Raw genomic sequence first — 22,240 nt, 5'->3', positions numbered from 1 at the left:
TGGGCTGGGCTCAGGAGTGTGTGACGACGGTGTCGGCGAGGACCGGCGCGTCGTCCCTCCCCCACTCTCGGCTTCGCTCGAGCGGGGGGACCCCCATGGCGGCGCTCACGGCCACCCGGACGCTGCCTTCCCGCCGCCACATACGGATGCGCAGGGTCTCCCCCGGGTACACGACCCCGGCGAAGCGCGTGGTGTACGAGCGGACGCGCGCCACGTCCCCGCCGAGCAGCGTGTCGACGACCGCCTTGAGCGTCATCCCGTACGTGCACAGCCCGTGCAGGATCGGCCGGTCGAACCCGGCGAGCTTGGCGAACTCGGGGTCGGCGTGCAGCGGGTTCCAGTCGCCGGAGAGCCGGTAGAGCAGCGCCTGCTCCTCGCGGACCGGGCGCTCGACGGTCCGGTCCGGCGCGCCTGCGGGCTCCTCCAGGCGGGTGGAGGGGCCGCGGTCGCCGCCCCAGCCGCCCTCTCCCCGTACGAAGATCTGGGCGTCGTTCGTCCACAGGGGTCCCTCGGCGTCGGCGACCTCGGTGCGCATGACGAGGACGGCCGCCTTGCCCTTGTCGTACACGGCGGCGATCCGCCCGGTGGCCACGGCCTTGCCCTCGACCGGGATCGGGCGGTGCACTTCGATGGTCTGGCCGCCGTGCAGGACGCGGGCCAGGTCGACGTCGACGCCGGGCATGGACAGGCCGCTGATCACTCCGGGGGAACCGGCGCCCGCGACGGTGGCGAAGCTCGGCAGGACGTGCAGCTTCGATTCGAGGGTGTAGCGCAGCTCGTCGGGATCCGTCGCCGGGACGCCCGCTCCGAGGCCGAGGTGGTAGAGCTGGACGTCCTTGCGGTCCCAGGTGATCTCACCGCTGCGGGGTTCGGCGGCGAGGGCCTTGGCGGCGTCGATGGGCATGGGGCTCCTGATCAGTAGCGCGAAAGACCTCGGTGCGGCCGTCCGCACCGTCGGCCGCACCGAGGTCGACACTGGCCGATCTAGAACGCGTTCCAGTCCGGCGACCCTTGTATAGCCCAGCACTCGGCAGTTGTGAAGGCTCCTGACGCCCTGTCAGGTCAACGGTCCGTCCGCCCGGCCGTGACATTTGTCCTGCCGGAGTCCGTACAAGCGCATCTGCCGGGCAGGGGGCGCGGATTCGTACCGTCTGAGGCATGACACAGACAGGTGGGACAGAGCGTGCCGTGTCCTTCACGGGGGCGGTCAAGGCGTTCGGCGCGGTGCGCGCGGTGGACGGGGTCGATCTGGAGATCGGGCGCGGCGAGACGGTGGCGCTGCTGGGGCGCAACGGCGCGGGGAAGTCGACCACGATCTCCCTGCTGCTCGGCCTGAACGAGCCGGACGAGGGGACGGTCGCGCTCTTCGGCCGCCCCCCGCAGGCGGCGGTGCGTGCCGGGCGGGTCGGCGCGATGCTTCAGGAGACCCGGCCGGTGCCCCGCGTGACCGTCCGCGAGCTGGTCTCCTTCGTCGCGGGCCGCTATCCCGCGCCGCTCCCGGTCGCCGACGCGCTGGAGCTCGCGGGGATCCCGGATCTGGCCGGGCGGCGCGTCGACCGGCTCTCCGGCGGACAGGCGCAGCGGGTGCGGTTCGCGGTGGCGCTCGCCGGGAACCCCGACCTGATCGTGCTCGACGAGCCGACCGCCGCACTGGACGTGGAGGCGCGGCGCGCGTTCTGGGACTCGATGCGGTCCTATGCGCGGCGTGGCCACACCGTCCTGTTCTCCACGCACTACCTGGAGGAGGCCGACGCGCACGCCGACCGGATCCTCGTCATCGACCACGGCCGGCTCGTCGCCGACGGCACCGGCGAGCAGCTCAAGCGGTCGGTGGGCGGCAATCTGGTCTCCTTCGACCTCGCGGGCCGGGGCACCGAGGGGCTGACCCTGCTGCCCGGTGTGGTGTCGGTGGAGGTGCGCGGGGACCGGGCCCGGCTGCGCACGGACGACTCGGACGCGACGGTGCTCGCGCTGGCGGAACTCGGTGCGGTCCGCGGTCTGGAGGTCGTCCCCGCGTCCATGGACGACGCGTTCATGGCGCTCACCTCGCATGTTCTGGAGACGGTGTGATGCTGGACTATCTGCGGCTCGAAGTGCGCCGGACGCTGCGCGACGCCGGCTTCGTCATCGGCGGCATCGCGATGCCCGTGATGATGTATCTGCTGTTCACCAACCTCGGTGACGGCAGTGATGACGGCTGGAAGACCGGCTCGATGATCGGCATGGCCGCGTACGGGGCGGTGGGCTCGGCCCTGAACACCGGCGGCGGGGTCGCCGAGGACAAGGTGATCGGCTGGCTGCGGCAGTTGCGGGTGACGCCGATGACCCCGCGCGAGGTGGTGCTCGGGCGGGCGCTTACCGGCTCGGTGACGGTGCTGCCCGCGATCGCCGCGGTGCTGGCGGCGGGCGGCCTGGTCAACGGCGTACGGCTGGAGGTCTGGCAGTGGGCCGCGGTCGCGGTGCTGCTATGGCTCGGCTCGATACCCTTCACCCTGCTCGGCCTCGGCAACGGCTATCTGCTCACCGCCCAGACGACCGGCGTCGCGAACATGGTGTGCAACCTGGGGCTCTCGGTGGTCGGCGGCCTGTGGTTCCCGCTCGCGCTCTTCCCGGGCTGGCTCCGGTCCCTGTCCGGCTTCACACCCACGAACCGCATCGCCCAGCTCGGCACCTCCGTCGCCGACGGCAACGCACCGGCGCTCGGTGCGGTGGTGGTTCTCACAGCTTGGCTACTGGCCTTCGGTTCGTACGCTGTGGTCTCGTACCGCAGGGCCGCGCGGACCATCTGAAGCGGACCGTCCGAAGGGGGAGCGGGGACATGTCCTGGATGCGAGAGGTCACCTGCCAGGTGAAGGAGTGGCGGGCGGCGCAGGCGCGCTGGCGGGCCGACATGGAGCGCTTCAAGGCCGAGCAGCGGGCCGCCCGCAAGAGCGGCGGGAAGATGCCCGAGGACCCGGGCCCGCCGCCCACCGGCTTCGCGCTGCTGCCGTGGCTGCTGATGGGGATGGGCGCCTTCTCCAACCTCCTCCAGGGCAAGACCCCCAACCCCTGGATCGGCGGTCTGGGTCTGTTCGCCTTCAACTCCCTCTACATCTACGTGACGTTCCGCGCCTTCGTGAAGGAAGCGCGCGAGGCCCGCTCCACCAGGGTGGCACTCGTCCTGATGGGCCTGGTCACCTGTGGGCTGGCCCTCGGGTACGGCGGCAGCTGGCTGTACTTCTTCCCGCTCCTCGGCCTGGCCACCGGCGCGGTGCTGCGGGGCCCGCGACTCGGTCAGATCGGTCTCGGCCTGACCACGCTGGCGGCGGTGGTCTCCTTCGTCCGGGCGGGCTGGGACGCGGTCAACGTCGCGTACGGCACCTTCCTGTCCACCATGGTGACGGCGGCGATCCTCTCCCTCTCCGAGGCGGTACGGGAACTTCGCGCCGCCCGCGAGGAGCTGGCCCGCCGTGCCGTCGAGAAGGAGCGCCTGCGCTTCTCCCGCGACCTGCACGACCTGCTCGGCCACACGCTCTCCGTCATCGTGGTGAAGTCGGAGGCGGCCCGTCGGCTGGCCCCGCGCGACCTGGACGCGGCCCTCACCCAGATCACGGACATCGAGTCCGTGGGCCGGCAGGCGCTGACCGAGATCCGCGAGGCGGTCACCGGCTATCGCGAGGGCAGCCTCACCACAGAACTGGACCGGGCCCGCTCCGCCCTGTCCGCGGCGAGCGTCGACCCCGTGGTCCGCCAGTCCGGTGCCCCGCTGACCCCGCAGAACGAGGCCCTGCTGGGCTGGGTGGTCCGGGAGGCGGTGACGAACGTCGTACGGCACAGCGGCGCGACCCGCTGCGAGATCACCGTCGAGGGCGTACTGGACGGCCACGTCCGCCTGACCGTCACGGACGACGGCACCGGCACGGGCGCCCCCTCGACCGGTCCCGCCGAAGGTGTCGGCGGCACCGGTCTGAAGGGCCTGACGGAACGCCTCGCGGCGGCGGGCGGGTCACTCAGGGCCGGCCCGTCGCCGCGCGGCGGCTTCACGGTCACCGCCGAACTCCCGGTGGAGGCGGCGGACTTGGCGTCTTCTTCGGTGGCTACGGCGCCCAGGGAGCCGTGACCGCCCAGCTCACGTCGTCCGTCCACGAGGTGGCGCTGTCGAAGGTGTTCGAGCCGCCATTGCTCGCTATGTAGACGTTGTAGTTGTAGTGCCGGAGGTATCTCGTCGGGTAGTTGTACGACGCGAACGAGGTCCCCGTCCCGCTCTTGCCGGTCTCGGCGCAGAACGTGGCGTCCTGTCTGAACTGCGCGGTGCCGACCATGGGTTGCCGGTAGAGCTGGTAGTTGTAGTGCCGCAGGAAGTCGCCCGGGTAGTTCCGTGACTCGAAGGAATAGCAGGAGCCGTCGGCGAGGCCCTTGCGCACGATCCAGGTGGCGTCGCTCTTGTCGAGCGTCGAACTGCTCGACGTGATGGCCGAGATGACCGCCGCGTTGTTCTGGTGGCGGATGTAGTCGGTCGTGCAGCACGAGGTGGTCGCGCGCAGCGAGATCTCCGACCCGGCCGTCAGCGAACCGGTGCTGCCGGTCGCACCGCCGTAGCCGACGGAGACGATGTTGGCCTGGACGGAGTTGTCGGCGGCGTCCGTCGGGATGCCCGAGGTCATGACGCCCTCGAAGAAGGACCCGATGGAGCCGTTGCTGTTGTCGCCGCCGGTGCCCAGGACGATCGCGCCCTCCTGATGCATGGGCGAGTAACCACTCGTGGTGGGTTCACCCCCGGAATAAGTGGTCGTGAGACTGCCCGATTGGGCGTTGCCGTATTTCAGCGCGAAATGGTCCTGACCGTTGTTTTTCAGCAAAGCGGTCACGAACGGCATCGACCCGGTGCCGGTGTTCGACGTGTTCTTGCTGTAGCCGGAGTCCGACTGGAACAGCCCGTTCTCCAGGTCGGCCTGCACCCAGGGGCCCTGGCCGTAACAGGGCGAGAACCAGCACTCGGTGCCGAAGTTGATCGCGTCCATGTGGCCGTTGCCGGTGTCCTTGTTGTTGGTCTCGGCGTTGCCGTAGTCGAAGCAGCAGCTGCCGTTCACATGGGTGCCGGAGGTCACCATGTACATCCCCTCGGCCGCCCCGTTGGTGGCCACGCCCGAGGTGGAGTTGTCCCGGTAGCCCATGCCGGCCGAGATCTCCAGGCCGTAGACCTGGTGGCCGCCGACGGTCACCGGCAGCGCGTCCGCGGGCGCCCCGACATCGGCCGCGCCCGCCCCGCCCGCGCCCTCGACGGTGAGGTCGTTGTGGCGCGCGGACTGGTCGTAGATCTTGGTGATGATGCAGGTGGTGCCGGTACAGAAGGAGTCCTGTGCCGCCGCGTTCGCGTATCCGCCGGCCGCCAGGAGACCGATGTTCGCGGTCGCGCTGTCGGAGGCGCGCTGCACCTGGTAGAGCGAGCCGTTGTACGACGAGTAGAGCGCCCTGACGAGGCTGTGCGCGGCGACACAGGGCGTGCCCGCGGCGGCGTAGACGTCACAGGGGAGCGATCCCGCGGCGGTGGCCGCCGGGGCGCCGACGGCGAGCGCGACGACGGCCGCCAGCACCGACAGCACGGCGAGTACGGCGCTTCTTAAGCGCGACGATCTTGGGAACACGGTGCACCTCTTCCGTTCCTGGTAGGACAGTGCGGGTACCCGGTCGAAATACCGGACATTGTTCGATCGAAATACCGAACCCTTTCCCGGTCGAAATGTCGAACGTTTGCGAATATCGGCTCGGCACAGGAACGGCAAAGGCGATCACGGAATGTCGAGGCGATTGTTTGCCCGGAGTCAAGGGCCGTCAAGACGCGCGGAGTCGAACCATGGAGAGTTTTTAACGACCGGCGAAGTGCGCACCACGACGGGTCACGCGCCTTCCCTCGCCCTACTCTTGGCCCCGTGAACGAGATGCCCCGGGACCACCGGCCCACGAAGTCCGTACGTGTCCTGCTCGCCGAGGATCAGGGAATGATGCGGGGCGCGCTCGCCCTGCTGCTGGGGATGGAGCCGGACATCGAGGTCGTCGCCCAGGTCGCGGCGGGCGACGCCATCGTGGACGCGGCGCTGACGCACCGTCCGGACGTGGCCCTGCTGGACATCGAGCTGCCGGGAATGAGCGGCCTGGACGCCGCCGCCGTACTGCGCGAAGAGGCGCCCGACTGCCGGGTGTTGATCCTCACCACCTTCGGCCGGCCCGGGTATCTGCGGCGCGCGATGGAGGCGGGCGCCGCCGGGTTCCTGGTCAAGGACGGCCCCGTGGAAGACCTGGCCGAGGCGATCCGGCGGGTGCTGACCGGCGAGACGGTCATCGACCCGGCGCTCGCCGCCGCCGCGTTGAGCGCCGGACCCAATCCGCTCACCGCCCGTGAGTGCGACGTCCTGAAGGCCTCGGTGGACGGCGCCACCGTCGCCGACATCGCCTCGAAGCTCCACCTCTCCGAGTCGACCGTCCGCAACTACCTCTCCTCCGCGATCGGCAAGACGGGCACCCGCAACCGCATGGAGGCGATGCGGGAGGCCCGCCAGCAGGGCTGGCTGTAGCCCGTCCTTTCTCCGGCCGGACCATCTCTGGTCGGCTCACATCAGCCCGTCACCTTCACCGACTTGTAGCTCGTGCCCTCCGGGGCCACGCACACGAACCAGTTCGGCTGGGAGCCCTTGACAGGGCGGATGTACGGCTTGAAGTCCGGGCCGAAGCCGGCGCCCTCGGGCGCGCGCGGGACCTCGGTCTTCGTACCGTCGTTCCACGTGCAGGTGACACGCCGGGCGGTCGGGGCGACGTCGCCGATCACGAGCCGGTTGGGTGCGCCGGGTTGGACGGACTCACTGGACGGCATGCGGATCGCACCCGACTCGAACTCTGCGCCCGACAGGGTGTCGCCCTTCTCGAACTGGCCGGTCATCACCATCGACGTCTGATCGCCCACCCTCGCGTGCACGAAGTACCAGGCCTTGCCGATCAGCTTCTCGGCATCTCGCGCTCCCATCGGCGTCCCGCCGTAATCTTCCATGACGGTCCACTGACGCTGTGCCTCCGCCCCGTTCTTCGACGCCCCCCACACGTCGATGGTGACCTCCCAGTCATTGTCGCCGTCGTGCCCCTTCCCCAGCGTGGTCCGCTGCGGCTCGTACACATGCCGCTCCTCACCCGTGGGCGGCCGCGTCGCCGCAGGCGCGACCCGCCGTGCGTCACCGTCCGTCGCCCCGGCCAGCGCCAGCGTCCCCGTCGAACCGGCGATCACCAGCGCCGCCGCTGCCGCCAGTGCCCAGCGGCGGGCCTTGCGGCGGCGGCCGCCGCGAATCACCGCCTGGTAGGGGGCTATGCCGATCTCCGCCTCGTCCGCGGCGTCGGCCAGCAGGAAGGCGATGTCCCTGTGTGTCATGTCGTGGTTCGTCTCCCGGTCCGCGCTCATCACTTCCGCCCTCCGTGCGTCACCATGTCCGCCAGGCCCGGTATGGCGCGCAGCTTCGCGATCCCCTTCGCCGCGTTGCTCTTCACCGCGCCCACCGAACAGCCCATCGCCTCCGCCGCCTGGCTCTCGCTCAGGTCCTCCCAGTACCGGAGGACCACCGCCTCGCGCTGGCGCGGCGGCAGTTGGCCGAGCGCGGTCAGCAGGGCGCTGCGGTCGTCGGCCTGGGCGATGCGGTCACCGTGGTCGGGCAGCTCGTGCGTGAGCCCCGAGTCGTCCTTCGGCGCCAGGAACTCCTTGAGCCTTCTGCGGTGCCTCCGGGCGTGCGCGTTGATCATCACGCGCCGTACGTAGGCCTCCGGCTCGTCGGCCGTGCCGACCCTGCGCCAGGCCACATAGACCTGCTCCAGCGTCGTCTGGACCAGGTCCTCGGCGGCGTGCTGCTCCCCCGTAAGGAGAAATGCCGTACGCATCAACCGCGGCCAGCGGCCGATGACAAAGCGCTGGAACTCCTCGTCCCGAGCCTGCTTCCGATCCCCCATGGGCACCTCCTAGATGTACAAAGGAGTCCACGAGGACCGGATTTCGTTGCCCCGGCGAGCGGAGATCTTTCGCCGCCTCGGCGAGCAGGGTTCTTTCCTCGCCTCAGCGAGCGGAGATCTTCGAGGGCAGCCACAGCAGCATCAGCACCGCCCCGCCGAGCAGCACATACCCGCCCGTACGGAAGGCCAGCGCGTACCCCGCCGTCAGTGCCTCGGCCGACGAGCCGTTCCCCGTGCGCGAGGCCGCGATGGTCGACATGACGGCGAGTCCGAGTGAACCGCCCATCGTGCGCGAGGTGTTGACCAGCCCCGACACCAGACCGGCGTCCCCCGGCGCCGCGCCCGAGGTCGCGAGCGAGGCCAGCGGGGTGGCGGCCAGCCCCGCGCCCGCCATCATCAGGATCCCGGGGAACATGATCGCCGTCAGGTACGAGCCGTCGGCCGTCATCGTCGACTGCCAGCCGAAGCCCGCCGCGGCGACCAGCGACCCGATGACGGCGACATTGCGCGCCCCGACCACCGGCATGAGCCGCGGTGCGAGCTTCGAGCCGAGGACCACCGCCAGCGAGCTCGGCACCAGCGCGAGCCCGGCGCCCAGCGGCGAGTAGCCGAGCACGTTCTGCGCGTACAGCGTCATGAAGAACCACATGCAGAACATCGCGGAGCCGCACACGAACATGGCCGCGTTCGCCGACGCCACCGCCCGCACACCGAGCAGTCGCAGTGGCATCAGCGGCACCCGCGTCCGTGCCTCGACCAGGAGGAACAGACCGATCAGCGCGAGCCCGGCACACAACGGTACGAGGGTCGCGGCAGCCGCCCACCCCTGCGCCTCGGTCTGCACGATCCCGTACGCGAGGGTCGCGAGCCCCGCCGTCACCAGCAACGCGCCCGGCAGATCGAGCCGCCGCCCGTCCCCGGCCCGGCTCTCCACGAGCCACCGTGCGGCGCCCGCCAGCACCACCGCGCCCACCGGCACGTTGATCAGCAGCACCCACCGCCACGACAGCCCGTCCACCAGCAGCCCGCCGACCAGACCACCGGCCGCCCCGCCCCCGGCGCCGACCGCCGTCCAGGTCGCGATGGCCCGCGCGCGGGCGGCGCCCTCCGGGACCGCCGAGGTGAGGATCGTCAGCGTCGAAGGCGCGAGCACCGCCGCTCCGAGCCCCTGCGCGGCCCGCGCGACCAGCAGCTGCCAGCCCGCCTGGGCGAGCCCGCCGCCCAGCGAGGCCACCGTGAACAGCGCGAGCCCGACCAGGAACATCCGCTTGCGCCCGTACAGATCACCGGCCCGCCCGCCGAGGAGCATGAACCCGGCGAACGCGATCGCGTACGCGTTGACCACCCACTGCAGGCCCGGCGCGCTCAGCCCCAGGTCGCTCCGCATGGACGGCAGCGCCACGTTCACGACGGACACGTCGAGCACCACGAGGAACTGTCCGGCGCAGGCGAGCGCCACCACCAGCCAGGTGGGCGGCGCGACGCGAGTTGATATTCGGGGGTCTTCCGCGGCTCGAAGCATGGGTGTCATGCTCTCAACCGCCCTACGGTCCTTGCATCGGGATTTCGCCGCACTCACCCCTCGGCCACGGGCCCTAGGACCACCCGTGCACCCGACATCGAGGCAGCCTCGAACGGACCCCGAGTGATCAGCCCGCCGCCCGCAGCAGCGTGACCACCGCCGCCCCGCCCAGCCCGATGTTGTGGGCGAGCCCGACCCGTGCGCCCGGCACCTGCCGGGGCCCCGCCTCGCCCCTCAACTGCCACACCAACTCGGCCACTTGGGCGATCCCGGTCGCCCCCAGCGGATGCCCCTTGGAGATCAGCCCGCCGGACGGGTTCACGACCCACCGCCCGCCGTACGTCGTGGCCCCCGACTCGACGAGCTTGCCGGACTCCCCCTCCTCGCACATTCCCAGCGCCTCGTACGTCAGCAGCTCGTTGATGGAGAAGCAGTCGTGCAGTTCCACGACGTCCACGTCGTCGATGCCGAGTCCCGACCGCTCGTACACCTGGCGCGCGGCCTCCCGCGACATCGGCTGTCCGACGACGTCGACGCAGGAACCGGACGCGAAGGACTCCTCGGTGTCGGTGGTCATGGCCTGCGCGACGATCTCGACGGCCTTGTCCGCCAGCCCATGGCGTTCCACGAACCGTTCGGACACGACGACCGCGGCGGCGGCACCGTCCGAGGTGGGCGAGCACTGGAGCTTCGTCAGCGGCCGGTGCACCACCCGGGCGGCGAGGATCTCGTCGACCCCGTACACATCCTGGAACTGGGCGTACGGATTGTTCGCCGAGTGGCGGTGGTTCTTGGCGCCGACGGCGGCGAGTTGCGCCTCGGTGGTGCCGTACTTCTCCATGTGCTCGCGCGCCGCGTCGCCGAAGATCTGCGCGGTGGGCGGGGACATCTCGAAGCCGTGCCGGGCGGCCATGACGCCGTAGTGGCGGGCCACCGGGGACGTCGAGAAGTCTCCCCCGTCCGCACCGCCCCCCAGCGCCCCGCGCTTCATCTTCTCGAAGCCCAGCGCGAGCACGCAGTCCGCGACCCCGCCCTCGACGAACTGCCGGGCCAGCATCAGCGCGCTCGATCCGGTGGCGCAGTTGTTGTTGACGTTGTAGACGGGGACGCCGGTCAGGCCGAGTTCGTACGCGGCGCGCTGGCCGGCGGTCGAGGGCTGGAAGCAGTAGCCGACGGGAACCTGTTCCACCTCGGCGTACGCGATCCCGGCGTCCGTGAGCGCGGCACTCCCCGCCTCCCGCACCATGTCCCAGTACTGCCAATCACGGGTCTCGGGCTTCTCGAACCTGGTCATCCCGACCCCGGCGACGTAGGCCTTCATGGCGCGCAGACTAGAACACGTTTCAGTTGGTCGCCAGGTCTGACGCCAGGTCAGTTCTTCATGGGAAGGTCAAGATTTTGTTAGTACGCCGAAGCATCGGAATAGTTGCCCGGGCACACCGGGTTCCTCTTGCACGTATCCCGCACGCACTCCCGCACGCGTTCCCGCACGGAATCGCCACCCCCCTTCTCCTCCTTCCTCCCTCTCTCTTTTGGCCTGGAGGCCTCACGCAATGACGCACACGACGACCGACCAGCCCACCCGGAGGCCCGGCGGCGCGATCGTGCCGGTACTGGCCTTCGCGGGCATCGTTGTCGCGGTGATGCAGACCCTGCTCGTTCCGGTCATCAAGGACCTGCCGGAGCTGCTGGGCACCGCACCCAGCAACGCCACCTGGGTGATGACCTCGACGCTGCTCGCGGGAGCCGTGGCCACGCCGATCATGGGCCGGCTCGGTGACCTCTACGGCAAGCGGCGGATGCTGCTCGCGAGCCTGTCCGTGATGGTCGTCGGCTCGCTCATAGCCGGTTTCACCAGCGAACTGCTGGTGATGATCGTCGGCCGCGCCCTGCAGGGCTTCGCCATGGGCGCGATCCCGCTCGGCATCGGCCTGATGCGCGACATGCTGCCCCGCGAGAAGCTCGGCGAGGCGATGGCCCTCATGAGCTCCTCCATCGGCGTCGGCGGCGGACTCGCGCTGCCCGTCGCGGCCCTGGTCGCGCAGCACGCCGACTGGCACGCCCTCTTCTTCCTCGCCGCCGGTCTCGGCGCCGTCGCGATCGTCCTGACCCTCGTCGCCGTACCGGAGTCCCCGATGCGCGCCGAGGGCACCTTCGACGGGCTGGGCGCGGCGGGCCTCTCCGCGGGCCTCGTCCTCTTCCTGCTGCCTATCACCAAGGGCAGCGACTGGGGCTGGACCTCGACCACCACGCTCGGCCTGTTCGCCGCGTCGGCCGTCGTCCTGCTCCTGTGGGGCGTCATGGAGCTGCGCGTGAAGGCGCCGCTGGTCGACCTGCGCACCACCGCCCGCCGCTCGGTGCTCTTCACCAACCTCGCCTCGATCATGGTCGGCGTCTCCTTCTACGTCGTCTCGCTCGTCCTGCCGCAGCTGCTCCAGCTGCCGAAGGCCACCGGCTACGGCCTCGGCCAGTCGATGGTGGTCGCGGGTCTGTGCGTGGCGCCGCTCGGTCTGACGATGATGTTCACCGCGCCGGTCTACGCCCGGATCTCCGCCAAGTACGGCCCCAAGGTCACCCTGATCCTCGGCATGCTGATCATCGCGATCGGCTACGGCGCCGGCCTCGGGCTGATGAGCGCCGCCTGGCAGACCATCGTGATCTCGGTGGTCCTGGGCGCGGGCATCGGCCTCGCCTACTCCTCGCTGCCCGCGCTGATCGTCGGCTCCGTCCCGGCCTCGGAGACGGGCGCGGCCAACGGCCTCAACACTCTGATGCGCTCGATCGGTACGTCGGTCTCCAGCGCCGTCATCGGTATGGTCCTCGCCAACACCGCGCACAACGTCGGTGGCGTCGAGGTCCCCACCATGCACGGCTTCCGGGTCTCCTTCCTGATCGCCACCGGCGCGGTCGCCATCGGTCTGCTCTTCGCCCTGCTGCTGCCGGGCCGACGCCCGGCGACCAAGCCGCAGCTGCGCGCGAGCAGCGAGGAGGACGCGGCCCTGGAGCGCGCCCAAGAGGTGCTCCGCGGCTTCCGCGGCCGGGTGCTGGACGCCGACGGCGGCACGGTCGCCCGTGCCAAGGTCACCCTGATCGACCGGCGGGGCCGCCAGGCGGGCGCCACGCTCTCCGAGGCGGACGGCAGCTACGCGCTCGCCGTGCCCGCCGAGGGTGCGTACGTCCTCGCCGCCAGGGCACCGGGCCACGGCCCGCTCGCCTCCTCGGCGACCCACTCCGGCGACGACCGCCCCGTAGAACTGGACCTCGCGCTGCCGAGCGAGACCGTCGCGGCCCAGGCCTGATCCGAACGACAGGCCCTGGGGCCCGGTCCCATCCGCACCCACACCCCCGCCGCCGACGCGGCGGGGGTGTGGTGCACCATGGGGCGCTCACAGGCACACGTACACGCGAACCCGCACAGGCGGACGTGCGACGCTGCCGTTCGCACCCGATGGAGGACCCCGATGCAGGACCCCATGCCCGCGGCGCCCAAGCCGGAGATCCTGGCCGCCTTCGAGGCCGCGAAGGGGTTCATGCCGCTCCGTGAGGGGCTCGCGCTGTACGAGGCCGCCGTCGAGGCGGGCCGGCTCGGACTGCCCCTCCTGGAGGTCGGCACGTACTGCGGGCGCTCCACGATCCTGCTCGCGGACGCGGCGCGCGCGGCCGGGGTGACGGCGATCACCGTCGACCACCACCGGGGCAGCGAGGAGCAGCAGCCCGGGTGGGAGTACCACGACCCGGCCACGGTCGACCCCGAGATCGGCCGGATGGACACCCTTCCCACCTTCCGCCGCACCCTCCACAAGGCGGGCCTGGAGGACCAGGTGGTCGCGATGGTCGGCCGCTCGCCGCAGATCGCCGCCTTCTGGCGCACCCCCCTCGGTCTCGTCTTCATCGACGGCGGCCACACGGACGAGCACGCCTCCGGCGACTACGAGGGCTGGGCGCCGCACGTCGCCGAGGGCGGCCTCCTCCTCATCCACGACGTGTTCCCCGACCCGGCCGACGAGTTCACCGGCCAGGCCCCCTACCGCGTCTACCTCCGCGCCCTGGAGTCCGGCGCGTTCACCGAGGTCTCGGTGACCGACTCACTGCGCGTCCTGCGGCGAACGGGAGCGGGGATCTGAGAGCGCGGTTAGAGTCGCTGACGTGTCGTACGTAGGTCCTGACTTCGATCCTCCCGGCCCCCGCCGCTCCCGGCGCGGGCCGATGACGGTGGCGGTCGCCGCGCTGGTGCCGGGTGCGCTGGTGGGGTGGCTGGTGTGGCAGGCGGTGGGTGACTCGGGCGGCGGGGGCAGTACGTCCGCCACGTCGACGACCTCGGCCGGCACACCCGGGTCCTCCTCCGCGGCACCCGGGTCCGCCTCCGCCGCGGCGCGGACACCGAGCGCGTCCGGGACGGACGACGGGAAGCCGCCGAGCTCGACCTTCTCCGGCCCCGCCACTCCCGCCGCCTCGGACCTGCCCGCCGCCGCGGGGCCCCTCAAGGGCAAGGTCGTCGTCATCGACCCGGGCCACAACCCCGGCAACTTCCAGCACTCGGCCGACATCAACCGCAAGGTGAACATCGGCACGAACTGGAAGGAGTGCGACACCACCGGCACGTCGACCAACGCGGGTTACACGGAAGCCCGGTTCACGCTCGACGTAGCCCGCCGGCTGCGCACGCTCCTGCAACAGGAGGGCGCCACGGTGAAGTTCACCCAGGACGGCGACCGTTCCTGGGGCCCGTGCGTCGACGAGCGGGCCCGCATCGGCAACGACGCGCACGCCGACGCGGTCGTCTCCATCCACGCGGACGGCTCCGCGGCCGGCAACCGCGGCTTCCACGTCATCCTCCCCGCGTCCGTCCACTCCGGCACCGCCGACACCCGCGCGATCGTCGCCCCCTCCCGCGATCTCGGCGAGCGCATCGCGGGCAACTTCGTCCGCGACACAGGCAGCGCGCCCTCCAACTACATCGGCGGCGGCACCGGACTCGACGTCCGCAGTGATCTCGGCGGTCTCAATCTGTCAACGGTTCCGAAGGTGTTCATCGAGTGCGGCAACATGCGCGATAGCAAGGACGCTGCGTTGCTGACCAGCGGTCCATGGCGGCAGAAGGCTGCGCGTGGGATCTCTGAGGGAATCGTGAGTTTCCTGCGCGGGTAGTGATCGGCGGATCGAACCCGACGGACACCCTGATCGGACGGGCGATAGTGTCGTCCCTACGATGAGGGGCCACCCCCGCGCTTCACACCAGGGCCTTACGGCGACATGGTGTCAGCGACGCCTCCACCGACGACGAGACGACTGACGAAGGACCTGAAGTGAATATCCGCTCCCTCACTCGAGGCGACGGCGTGGTGATCGGAGCAGCGGTATTGCTGTTCATCGCGTCGTTCCTCGACATTTTTTCGATCGACGGGGCCTCGAGCAGTGCCAATATCCCCAGCGCCTGGTCGAGCGGACCGCTCCTGCTGAGCGTGGTCCTGGCCGGCATCATCGGGGCCGCGCTGGTCGTCGTCTCCCACGGCCTGCCGCAGGTGCCCAAGATCGTCGGACTCGACCTCGGTCAGTTCGGCGTCGCCTTCACGGTCTTCGCCGCGTGGAGCGCGCTCGGGAACGTCTTCGACCCGATGGGTGGCGTCGACAACGCCGGCAGCGGGGACAGCGGCGTCAGCGCCGGCACCGGCCTCATCCTCGCGTTCATCGCGACGCTGATCATGGCCGGCGCCGCCATCGCGACCCCGCTCGTCCCGGCCCTGCAGGCCGCGCTCGTACCCGCCCCCAAGCCCGCCGCCCCTCAGCCCTACGGCGCCCAGCCGCCCGGGGGTTACGGCTACCCCGGTGCCCAGCAGCCGGGTCAGGCCTTCGGGGGTCAGCCGCAGCAGGGGCAGGCGTTCGGCGCCCAGCCCAGCCAGCCGCAGCAGGCGCCGGCCCCGCAACCGCAGCCGCCCGCCGGTGACTTCTCGCCGTTCTGGTTCGCCGTGCCGGTGCCGCGTCCGCTGTTCGCGGAGGACGGTTCGCAGGCGCCGATCGCCGAACTCGCGCCGGGCACCTGGTATCTGGCCGTGGAACAGCGCGGTGCGAACCTGGTGGCGCAGACGCAGGACGGCCGTCGCGGCGTGCTGCAGGACACCTCCGGGATCCAGCGCGGCTGACCGGCCGCGTCCGCTCCCGTACGGCCTCCCACGGCCCCTCGTCCTTCCGGGCGGGGGGCCGTTGCCGTACAGTCGGCGGGCGCGTGCACATGACTGACGCATCGTCAGAACCTAACTCCTGGAGGGTTCATGCGGCTCGGCCTCGCACTCGGCTACTGGGGGCGCGGGCCCTCCGCGGACCATCTGCCGCTCGCCCAGGAGGCGGAGCGGCTCGGCTACCACTCCGTGTGGACCGCCGAGTCCTGGGGCTCGGACGTCTTCACCCCGCTGACCTGGATCGCCGCGCACACGACCCGTATCCGGCTCGGCACGGCCGTCGCGCAGATGGCCGCCCGCTCCCCCACCACCACCGCGATGCACGCGCTCACCCTCGACCACCTCTCGGGCGGGCGCATGATGCTCGGCCTCGGGCTGTCGGGGCCACAGGTCGTGGAGGGCTGGTACGGCCGTCCGTTCCCGAAGTCGCCGCTGACCGCGACCCGGGAGTACGTCGACGTCGTACGCCAGGTCCTCAGGCGCGAAGGGCCCGTCGAGCTCGACGGCCGCTTCCACAAGCACCCCTACCGGGGCGAGGACGGCACCGGGCTCGGCAAGCCGCTGAAGCCGATCACGCATCCGCTCCGCGCCGACCTGCCGATCCTGCTCGGCGCCGAGGGGCCGAAGAACATCGCGCAGACGACCCGGATCGCGGACGGCTGGCTGCCGCTGTACTGGTCGCCGACCCGCCCAGGAGCCTACGAGGCCGCGCTGAGCGATCTCCCCGCCGGCTTCCTCGTCGCGCCCATGGCCCATGTCCGCGTCTGCGACGACGTCACCAAAGGGCTGCTGCCCGTGAAGGCGATGCTCGGCTTCTACATCGGCGGGATGGGGCACGCGGCGCGCAACTTCCACGCCGATCTGATGGCACGGATGGGGTTCGAGGAGGAGGCCCGGCTCATCCAGGAGCTGTTCCTCGCGGGACGCCGCCAGGAAGCGGTGCTCGCCGTCCCGGACGCGTTCGCCGACGAGATCTCCCTCGTCGGACCGCGTGAACGCATCGCCGAGCGGCTGGAGTTGTGGCGCAAGGGCCCGGTGACGGACCTGCTGGCGCTGTCACCGGACCCTCACTCGCTGCGGGTTCTCGCCGAGCTCAACTCCTAGGGGCGGTACGGCGGTCGGGGATCAGCCGCCGGACAGCTGCGAGGCCGACGGCACCTTGTCGGTGACCGGGGCGCCCGCGCTCTTGCCCGCGTCCTTCACCTTGTTGATGATGTCGTCGAACGAGCCCACGGTCGCGTCCGTCGAGTCACCCTTGCGGAGCTTGGACGGCAGGTTCTTGAGGGCGTCGATGCCCGCGGTGAGCGGGGCGACGGCCTTGGAGAGCGTGGGGTCGCCCTGGGCGTTCCGGCTCGCGGCCTTGAGCCGGTTGTACGCGAACGTGCCGGCCAGGGCCGCCTTGATCAGGGCGGTCCTGCGGCCCTTGGCGCCCTTCTTGAACTTGCCGGCCTTCCACGGCTTCACGATCCACTGGTAGGTGGCTCCGGCGGCCAGGCCCGCGTTCGCCACGAAGCGGGTCTTGGAGAGCTTCTGTTTCTCCACGGTGCTGCTGCTGGACGGGGTGGCGGCCGCCACGACGGCGGCGGTGTCCTTGGTGGCACTGCTGCCACTGCCGCAGGCCGTGGCACCGGCGAGCAGGGCGCAACAGACGGTGAGCGCCACGACGAGGCGCCGTATCGGTACGGGCACGGGGTCCTCCGGGGAAGGGAACGGTTCTCCCGGTTTCCGGGAGACACGGCTCTTCCAGCAGGCTCACCCGAACACGGTCACTGCGCCACTCGAGCGACCCGTTCGAGTGCCGTACCCCGTGGGTTTCATCGACGGATACGCGGCAACCCGGAGGGCATGTCCCCTCGATATCGCAACGGTTCCAACCAAGCGGGCACGGTCATCGCGATCGTCGCCGACGTGATGGCCGTCATCCTCGGCCTGTGGATCCTGATGTATCTCCTGGACGCGAACCGGGCCAACGACCTGGTCCAGTTCGTCCACAACGTGGCGAGCTGGCTGGCCGGCTGGTCCCGCGACCTGTTCACGTTCGACAGGGCGTGGGCACGCGTGGTCGCGGGTTACGGCCTGGCCGCCGTCGTGTACCTCTTCATCGGCCACGCCATCGCCAACCGCATGCACCGCCACTGAGCGGTCCCCGCCCGGCTGCCGGCAGGGCTCAGCAGCACTCCGCGTCGAGCCCCAGCGGCAGGCGCTCGCCGCCGAAGACCGCGCAGGTCGCCTCGTCGCCGCCGAGCGCGGCGACGGCGAGCAGGACCGAGCCGGCCGTCCAGCTGGTGAGCTCCTCGGGCCAGATCGTCCGGGCGTCGAAGACATAGCCCGTCCAGTAGAGGCCCGTCTTCGGGTCGCGCAGGTGCTGGATGGACTGGAGGATCTCCAGGGCACGGTCGGACTCGCCCACGGCCCACAGGGCCAGGGCGAGTTCGGCCGACTCGCCGCCGGTCACCCACGGGTTGGGCACCACACAGCGCACGCCGAGCCCCGGGACCACGAACCGGTCCCAGCCCTCCGCTATCCGGGCCTCGGCCTCGGCGCCGGTCAACGCGCCGCCGAGCACCGGGTAGTACCAGTCCATCGAGTAGCGGTCCTTGTCGAGGAACCGCTCGGGGTGCCTGCGGATCGCGTGCCGCAGCGCGCCGACCGCCAACTCCCAGTCGGGCTGCGGCTCTTCGCGCTGCTCGGCGATGGCGAGCGCGCAGCGCAGCGCGTGGTGGATGGACGAACTCCCGGTCAGCAGGCCGTCCTCGACCGCCGTGCCGTCGTCCTCGCGCTTCCAGCCGATCTGCCCGCCGGGCTGCTGGAGGCGCAGCACGAACTCCACGGCCGCGTAGACCGCGGGCCACATCCGGTCGAGGAAGGCGTCGTCGCCGGTGGCGAGGTAGTGGTGCCAGACGCCGACCGCGATGTAGGCGCAGAAGTTGGTCTCCCGGCCGCGGTCGGTGACGTCGTCCGCGTCCCCGTCGGCGTACGCCGCGTACCAGGAACCGTCCTGGTTCTGGTGGCGGGCCAGCCACTCGTACGCCCGCTCGGCCGCCTCGTGCTCCCCCGCCGCGTCCAGTGCCATGGCCGCCTCGGTGTGGTCCCACGGGTCGAGGTGGTGCCCACGGAACCACGGTATGGCGCCGTCGGGTCGCTGCACCCCGAGGACGGCCCGCACCGTGGCGGCCGCCTCCTCGGCGGTGAGGACCCCGGGCAGGACGAGGTGTTCTGTCCGGGGCGTGCGCGGAGTCGTCACGAAGCGTCCACCGCGGCGGAGTCGAGGGGCAGGTGGGGCTTGGTCGCGTACGCCACGAAGCTCTTGCCGATCAGCGGGTTCAGCGCGTTCTCGGCGACCCGGGTGGCCAGCGGCTTCTTCATGATGTCCCAGACCAGCAGCTTGTGGTACGCCCGCACGGGCAGCGCCTTGTCGTTGTCGACGCCGAACGCGCACTTCAGCCACCAGTAGGGGCTGTGCAGGGCGTGGGCGTGATGGGTGCCGTACGGCTTGAGCCCGGCCTCCTTCATCTTGCCCAGCAGTTCGTCCGCCTTGTAGATGCGGATGTGACCGCCCTCGACCTCGTGGTACGCGTCGGACAGGGTCCAGCAGACCTTCTCCGGGCCGTAGCGCGGCACGGTGATCGCTATGCGCCCGCCCGGCTTCAGCACGCGCACCATCTCGGCGAGGACGCCCTTGTCGTCCGGGATGTGCTCCATGACCTCGGAGATGATCACGACGTCGAAGGACGCGTCGGGGAAGGGCAGCGCGAGCGCGTCGCCCTCCATCGCGGTCGCGGTGGCGCCGGCCGGGGCCTCGCCCGCCTCCTTCATCGCCGCGAACCACTTGGCGACCTCGCGGATCTCCTCGCCGTTCTGGTCCAGCGCGACGACCTGGGCGCCGCGCCGGTAGCACTCGAACGCGTGCCGGCCGGCACCGCATCCGAGGTCCAGTACGCGGTCGCCCGGGGCGAGCGGGAACCGGGAGAAGTCGACGGTCAGCACGTGGCCCTGCTTTCACGATCGGAGGTGGGGGTGACGCCCGTGGCCGGGCCGAAATCTACGGGGCCGGGGGTCCCTGCGGGGCCGGGGGTGGAGACGGCGCCCGCACCGACCGTGGCGACGGCCGCCGGGGCGGAGGCGGGGGCGTCCGGCGCAATGGCCGTCGGCGCGACGGGGGTCCCCCCGCGCGAGCGAAGCCGAGCGTGGGAAAGCGCCATCGCCTCGCGGTAGTGGGCCACCGTGCCCTCGGCGGCGCGGGCCCAGGTGAAGCGGTCCAGTACACGCGCGCGTCCGGCGGAGCCGAGCCGTACCCGCAGTTCCGGGTCGCCCAGCACCCGGCCCAGCGCGGCGGCCAGCGCCCCCGAGTCGCCGGGCGCAACCGCGAGGCAGGTCTCGCCGTCGGGTCCGGCGACCTCCGGGATCGCCCCGCCGGTGGTGGCCACCAGCGGGGTCCCCGTGGCCATCGCCTCGGCGGCGGGCAGGGAGAACCCCTCGTACAGGGACGGCACGCAGGCGACCTCGGCGGACCGCACGAGGTCGACGAGTTCCGCGTCCGAGATGCCCTTGACGAACTCGACGGCGCGCTCGAGGCCGTACCGCTCTATGGCCTGGGCGACCGGCCCGTCCTCGGCACGCTTGCCGACGACGACGAGATGCGCGCCGGGGTGCTCGGTGCGCACCTTGGCGAGCGCCTCGACGAGGTGGATGAGCCCCTTGAGGGGCACGTCCGCGCTGGACGTGGTGACGATCCGGCCCGGTACCTGCGGCACGGACGGATCGGGCGAGAAGAGGTCGGTGTCCGCGCCGATGTGCACGACGTGGACACGGTCCCGGGCGACGCCCAGGTGATCGACGATCTCCTGCTGCGAGCTGCCGGAGACGGTGAGCACGGACGGCAGACGGCGCGCGACCCGCTTCTGCATGCGCGTGAAGGCGTACCAGCGGCGTACGGACGCGCGGCGCAGGCGCCCCTCGGCGGCGTCGAGCTCCAACTGACGGTCGACGGTGATGGGGTGGTGGATGGTGGTGACCAGCGGCGCGCCGACGTCGCCCAGCAGCCCGTACCCGAGCGTCTGGTTGTCGTGCACGACGTCGAAGTCCCCGCGCCGGGCGCGCAGATGGCGGCGGGCGCGCAGGGAGAAGGTCAGGGGTTCAGGGAAGCCGCCGGTCCACATCGTGCCGACCTCGACCGCGTCGATCCAGTCGCGGAACTCCTCGCGCTTCGGGGTGCGAAAGGGGTCCGGCTGGCGGTACAGGTCGAGGCTGGGCAGTTCCGTGAGGGTGAGGTTGCGGCTGAGCCCGGGGAGGTTCTCGTCCAGCACGGGGTACGGCTGGGAGCCGATGACCTCGACCCGGTGGCCCAGGCGGGCCAGTTCGCGCGAGAGGTGCCGTACGTACACGCCCTGACCGCCGCAGAACGGGTTCCCCTTGTACGTGAGGAGCGCGATGCGCAACGGTCCGTCACCGTTGGTGGCCGCGCCCGCTCCGGGGCCCGCCTCCATGGCCTCAGCGGTCACTTACGGCCCCCTTCTCCCTGCACTTTCCCGCGAGATTACGCCGGGACGCTAATCTAGAACAAGTTTCAGACTTGATCGTTCGAGGAGCACTGAATCTACCGGCAGGTAGCGTCTCTGTGAGCAGTGGATCAGGTGATCCGCGCCACGACGGAAGCGTCGGGACGGATGACATGACGGATGTGTTCTGACCCACGGAAGTGTCTGCCATGCTGTCTCGTCGCTCCTCCAGCTGAACCACGGAACGGGACCCATGTCTGCGGAAGTCAAGGTGGAAGCCAAGTCCGCGCGACCCGCCGCGCAGCCGGCCTCTCCCCCGCTCACCGAGCGGCAGGAGGCACGCCGCCGCCGGATCCTGCACGCGAGCGCGCAGTTGGCCAGCCGGGGCGGCTTCGACGCGGTGCAGATGCGCGAGGTCGCGGAGTCCTCGCAGGTCGCCCTCGGCACGCTGTACCGCTACTTCCCCTCGAAGGTCCATCTGCTGGTCGCCACCATGCAGGACCAGTTGGAGCACATGCACGGCACCCTCCGCAAGAAGCCGCCGGCCGGGGACACGGCGGCGGAGCGGGTGGCGGAGACGCTGATGCGGGCCTTCCGCGCCCTGCAGCGCGAGCCGCACCTCGCCGACGCCATGGTCCGCGCGCTGACCTTCGCGGACCGCAGCGTGAGCCCCGAGGTCGACCAGGTGTCCCGGCAGACCACGGTGATCATCCTGGACGCGATGGGGCTGGACGACCCGAGCCCCGCGCAGCTCTCCGCGGTCCGGGTCATCGAGCACACCTGGCACTCGGCCCTGATCACCTGGCTCTCCGGCCGCGCCTCCATCGCCCAGGTCAAGATCGACATCGAGACGGTGTGCCGCCTGATCGACCTGACGGAGCCGGCCGAGAAGCCCTAGGCATGCGGTCGGTACACGAAGGCGCGCGAAAACCTACGAGACGGGTTCCCTTCGCCGGCATGGTCCGGATCAGGTGATGGAGGTCGCCTTCCGGTCCGATTACTACCTTCAGGCCTCTCAGCCCGACCGTCGACGTCGGCCCCGGCGGAAGTTGCTGCCTCTCGCCAAAGTCGGCTACTCCGGT

The 22,240-nt window shown here is 71.0% G+C and carries 21 protein-coding genes; 11 read left to right on the top strand and 10 right to left on the bottom strand.

Going from position 1 to position 22,240, the window contains the following annotated elements; translation table 11 throughout:
* Positions 1-10: 10 nt before the first annotated feature.
* On the bottom strand, positions 11-904 hold the full coding sequence (chsH3, locus tag SMIR_RS27315) for an enoyl-CoA hydratase ChsH3 (RefSeq protein ID WP_168490929.1): 894 nt from the start codon (positions 902-904) through the stop codon (positions 11-13).
* Between the two features lie 254 nt (positions 905-1,158).
* Here chsH3 and SMIR_RS27310 point away from each other — a divergent pair, with 254 nt between their 5' ends.
* The 3 genes from SMIR_RS27310 to SMIR_RS27300 are packed head-to-tail and all read left to right on the top strand — an operon-like array spanning position 1,159 to position 4,099.
* Entirely contained in the window at positions 1,159-2,070 is a 912-nt protein-coding gene (locus SMIR_RS27310; RefSeq protein WP_211118691.1) for an ABC transporter ATP-binding protein, read from the top strand.
* Positions 2,070-2,789: an ABC transporter permease gene (locus SMIR_RS27305; RefSeq protein ID WP_212727506.1), complete on the top strand. Its 720-nt coding sequence runs from the start codon at positions 2,070-2,072 to the stop codon at positions 2,787-2,789. Before SMIR_RS27310 ends, SMIR_RS27305 begins: the two co-directional genes overlap by 1 nt.
* A gap of 29 nt (positions 2,790-2,818) precedes the next feature.
* Positions 2,819-4,099: a sensor histidine kinase gene (locus SMIR_RS27300; RefSeq protein ID WP_212727505.1), complete on the top strand. Its 1,281-nt coding sequence runs from the start codon at positions 2,819-2,821 to the stop codon at positions 4,097-4,099.
* Here the strand turns inward: SMIR_RS27300 and SMIR_RS27295 are convergent.
* Positions 4,077-5,582 (bottom strand): alpha-L-arabinofuranosidase B, encoded by a 1,506-nt coding sequence (locus SMIR_RS27295; protein ID WP_248002892.1) that lies wholly within the window; start codon positions 5,580-5,582, stop codon positions 4,077-4,079. The two genes, SMIR_RS27300 and SMIR_RS27295, sit on opposite strands and share 23 nt — an antisense overlap.
* A 336-nt stretch (positions 5,583-5,918) precedes the next feature.
* Here SMIR_RS27295 and SMIR_RS27290 point away from each other — a divergent pair, with 336 nt between their 5' ends.
* Positions 5,919-6,551 (top strand): response regulator transcription factor, encoded by a 633-nt coding sequence (locus tag SMIR_RS27290; RefSeq protein ID WP_168500982.1) that lies wholly within the window; start codon positions 5,919-5,921, stop codon positions 6,549-6,551.
* Positions 6,552-6,592: 41 nt separating this feature from the next.
* On the opposite strand, the gene SMIR_RS27285 is transcribed toward SMIR_RS27290, so the two are convergent.
* The 4 genes from SMIR_RS27285 to SMIR_RS27270 all read right to left on the bottom strand — a co-directional run bounded on the left by SMIR_RS27285 (position 6,593) and on the right by SMIR_RS27270 (position 10,805).
* Positions 6,593-7,423: a hypothetical protein gene (locus tag SMIR_RS27285; protein WP_211118692.1), complete on the bottom strand. Its 831-nt coding sequence runs from the start codon at positions 7,421-7,423 to the stop codon at positions 6,593-6,595.
* Positions 7,423-7,962 (bottom strand): SigE family RNA polymerase sigma factor, encoded by a 540-nt coding sequence (locus tag SMIR_RS27280; RefSeq protein WP_168490937.1) that lies wholly within the window; start codon positions 7,960-7,962, stop codon positions 7,423-7,425. Before SMIR_RS27280 ends, SMIR_RS27285 begins: the two co-directional genes overlap by 1 nt.
* Positions 7,963-8,065: 103 nt before the next feature.
* Positions 8,066-9,493 carry an MFS transporter gene (locus SMIR_RS27275; protein WP_168490940.1) on the bottom strand — a complete coding sequence of 476 codons (1,428 nt, stop codon included), beginning with the start codon at positions 9,491-9,493 and terminating at the stop codon, positions 8,066-8,068.
* A gap of 118 nt (positions 9,494-9,611) precedes the next feature.
* Positions 9,612-10,805, bottom strand: coding sequence for a lipid-transfer protein (locus tag SMIR_RS27270; protein ID WP_168490943.1), 1,194 nt, complete (start codon positions 10,803-10,805; stop codon positions 9,612-9,614).
* 232 nt (positions 10,806-11,037) lie between these two features.
* Here SMIR_RS27270 and SMIR_RS27265 point away from each other — a divergent pair, with 232 nt between their 5' ends.
* The 5 genes from SMIR_RS27265 (at position 11,038) to SMIR_RS27245 (ending at position 16,764) form a co-directional block, all read left to right on the top strand.
* Positions 11,038-12,783, top strand: coding sequence for an MFS transporter (locus SMIR_RS27265; protein WP_168490945.1), 1,746 nt, complete (start codon positions 11,038-11,040; stop codon positions 12,781-12,783).
* Positions 12,784-12,957: 174 nt separating this feature from the next.
* Positions 12,958-13,608 (top strand): class I SAM-dependent methyltransferase, encoded by a 651-nt coding sequence (locus SMIR_RS27260; RefSeq protein ID WP_168500983.1) that lies wholly within the window; start codon positions 12,958-12,960, stop codon positions 13,606-13,608.
* 22 nt (positions 13,609-13,630) lie between these two features.
* Positions 13,631-14,632: an N-acetylmuramoyl-L-alanine amidase gene (locus SMIR_RS27255; protein ID WP_168490947.1), complete on the top strand. Its 1,002-nt coding sequence runs from the start codon at positions 13,631-13,633 to the stop codon at positions 14,630-14,632.
* A 158-nt stretch (positions 14,633-14,790) separates the two neighbouring features.
* Positions 14,791-15,624, top strand: a complete 834-nt coding sequence (locus tag SMIR_RS27250; RefSeq protein ID WP_168490949.1) for a DUF5336 domain-containing protein — start codon at positions 14,791-14,793, stop codon at positions 15,622-15,624.
* 129 nt (positions 15,625-15,753) lie between these two features.
* Entirely contained in the window at positions 15,754-16,764 is a 1,011-nt protein-coding gene (locus tag SMIR_RS27245) for an LLM class F420-dependent oxidoreductase (RefSeq protein WP_168490951.1), read from the top strand.
* A 21-nt stretch (positions 16,765-16,785) separates the two neighbouring features.
* On the opposite strand, the gene SMIR_RS27240 is transcribed toward SMIR_RS27245, so the two are convergent.
* The gene (locus SMIR_RS27240) at positions 16,786-17,349 is read right to left on the bottom strand and encodes a hypothetical protein (RefSeq protein ID WP_168490953.1); all 564 of its coding nucleotides are present in this window, start codon (positions 17,347-17,349) and stop codon (positions 16,786-16,788) included.
* Positions 17,350-17,505: 156 nt separating this feature from the next.
* Between SMIR_RS27240 and SMIR_RS27235 the strand changes: the two genes are divergently transcribed.
* Positions 17,506-17,799 carry a hypothetical protein gene (locus SMIR_RS27235; RefSeq protein ID WP_067363108.1) on the top strand — a complete coding sequence of 98 codons (294 nt, stop codon included), beginning with the start codon at positions 17,506-17,508 and terminating at the stop codon, positions 17,797-17,799.
* 28 nt (positions 17,800-17,827) lie between these two features.
* Here SMIR_RS27235 and SMIR_RS27230 read toward each other — a convergent pair whose 3' ends face one another.
* From SMIR_RS27230 to SMIR_RS27220, 3 genes are read right to left on the bottom strand one after another with little or no spacing between them, the layout of a single operon-like run.
* On the bottom strand, positions 17,828-18,904 hold the full coding sequence (locus SMIR_RS27230; protein ID WP_101405436.1) for a prenyltransferase/squalene oxidase repeat-containing protein: 1,077 nt from the start codon (positions 18,902-18,904) through the stop codon (positions 17,828-17,830).
* Positions 18,901-19,647: a class I SAM-dependent methyltransferase gene (locus SMIR_RS27225; RefSeq protein ID WP_075026596.1), complete on the bottom strand. Its 747-nt coding sequence runs from the start codon at positions 19,645-19,647 to the stop codon at positions 18,901-18,903. Before SMIR_RS27225 ends, SMIR_RS27230 begins: the two co-directional genes overlap by 4 nt.
* The gene (locus SMIR_RS27220; RefSeq protein ID WP_248002893.1) at positions 19,641-21,161 is read right to left on the bottom strand and encodes a glycosyltransferase family 4 protein; all 1,521 of its coding nucleotides are present in this window, start codon (positions 21,159-21,161) and stop codon (positions 19,641-19,643) included. Before SMIR_RS27220 ends, SMIR_RS27225 begins: the two co-directional genes overlap by 7 nt.
* 250 nt (positions 21,162-21,411) lie before the next feature.
* Between SMIR_RS27220 and SMIR_RS27215 the strand changes: the two genes are divergently transcribed.
* Positions 21,412-22,056, top strand: coding sequence for a TetR family transcriptional regulator (locus SMIR_RS27215; protein ID WP_168490955.1), 645 nt, complete (start codon positions 21,412-21,414; stop codon positions 22,054-22,056).
* Positions 22,057-22,240: the final 184 nt, after the last annotated feature.

It is taken from the genome of Streptomyces mirabilis, assembly GCF_018310535.1.
Classification (GTDB): domain Bacteria; phylum Actinomycetota; class Actinomycetes; order Streptomycetales; family Streptomycetaceae; genus Streptomyces.
This window is presented reverse-complemented; position numbering and strand designations above follow the sequence as displayed.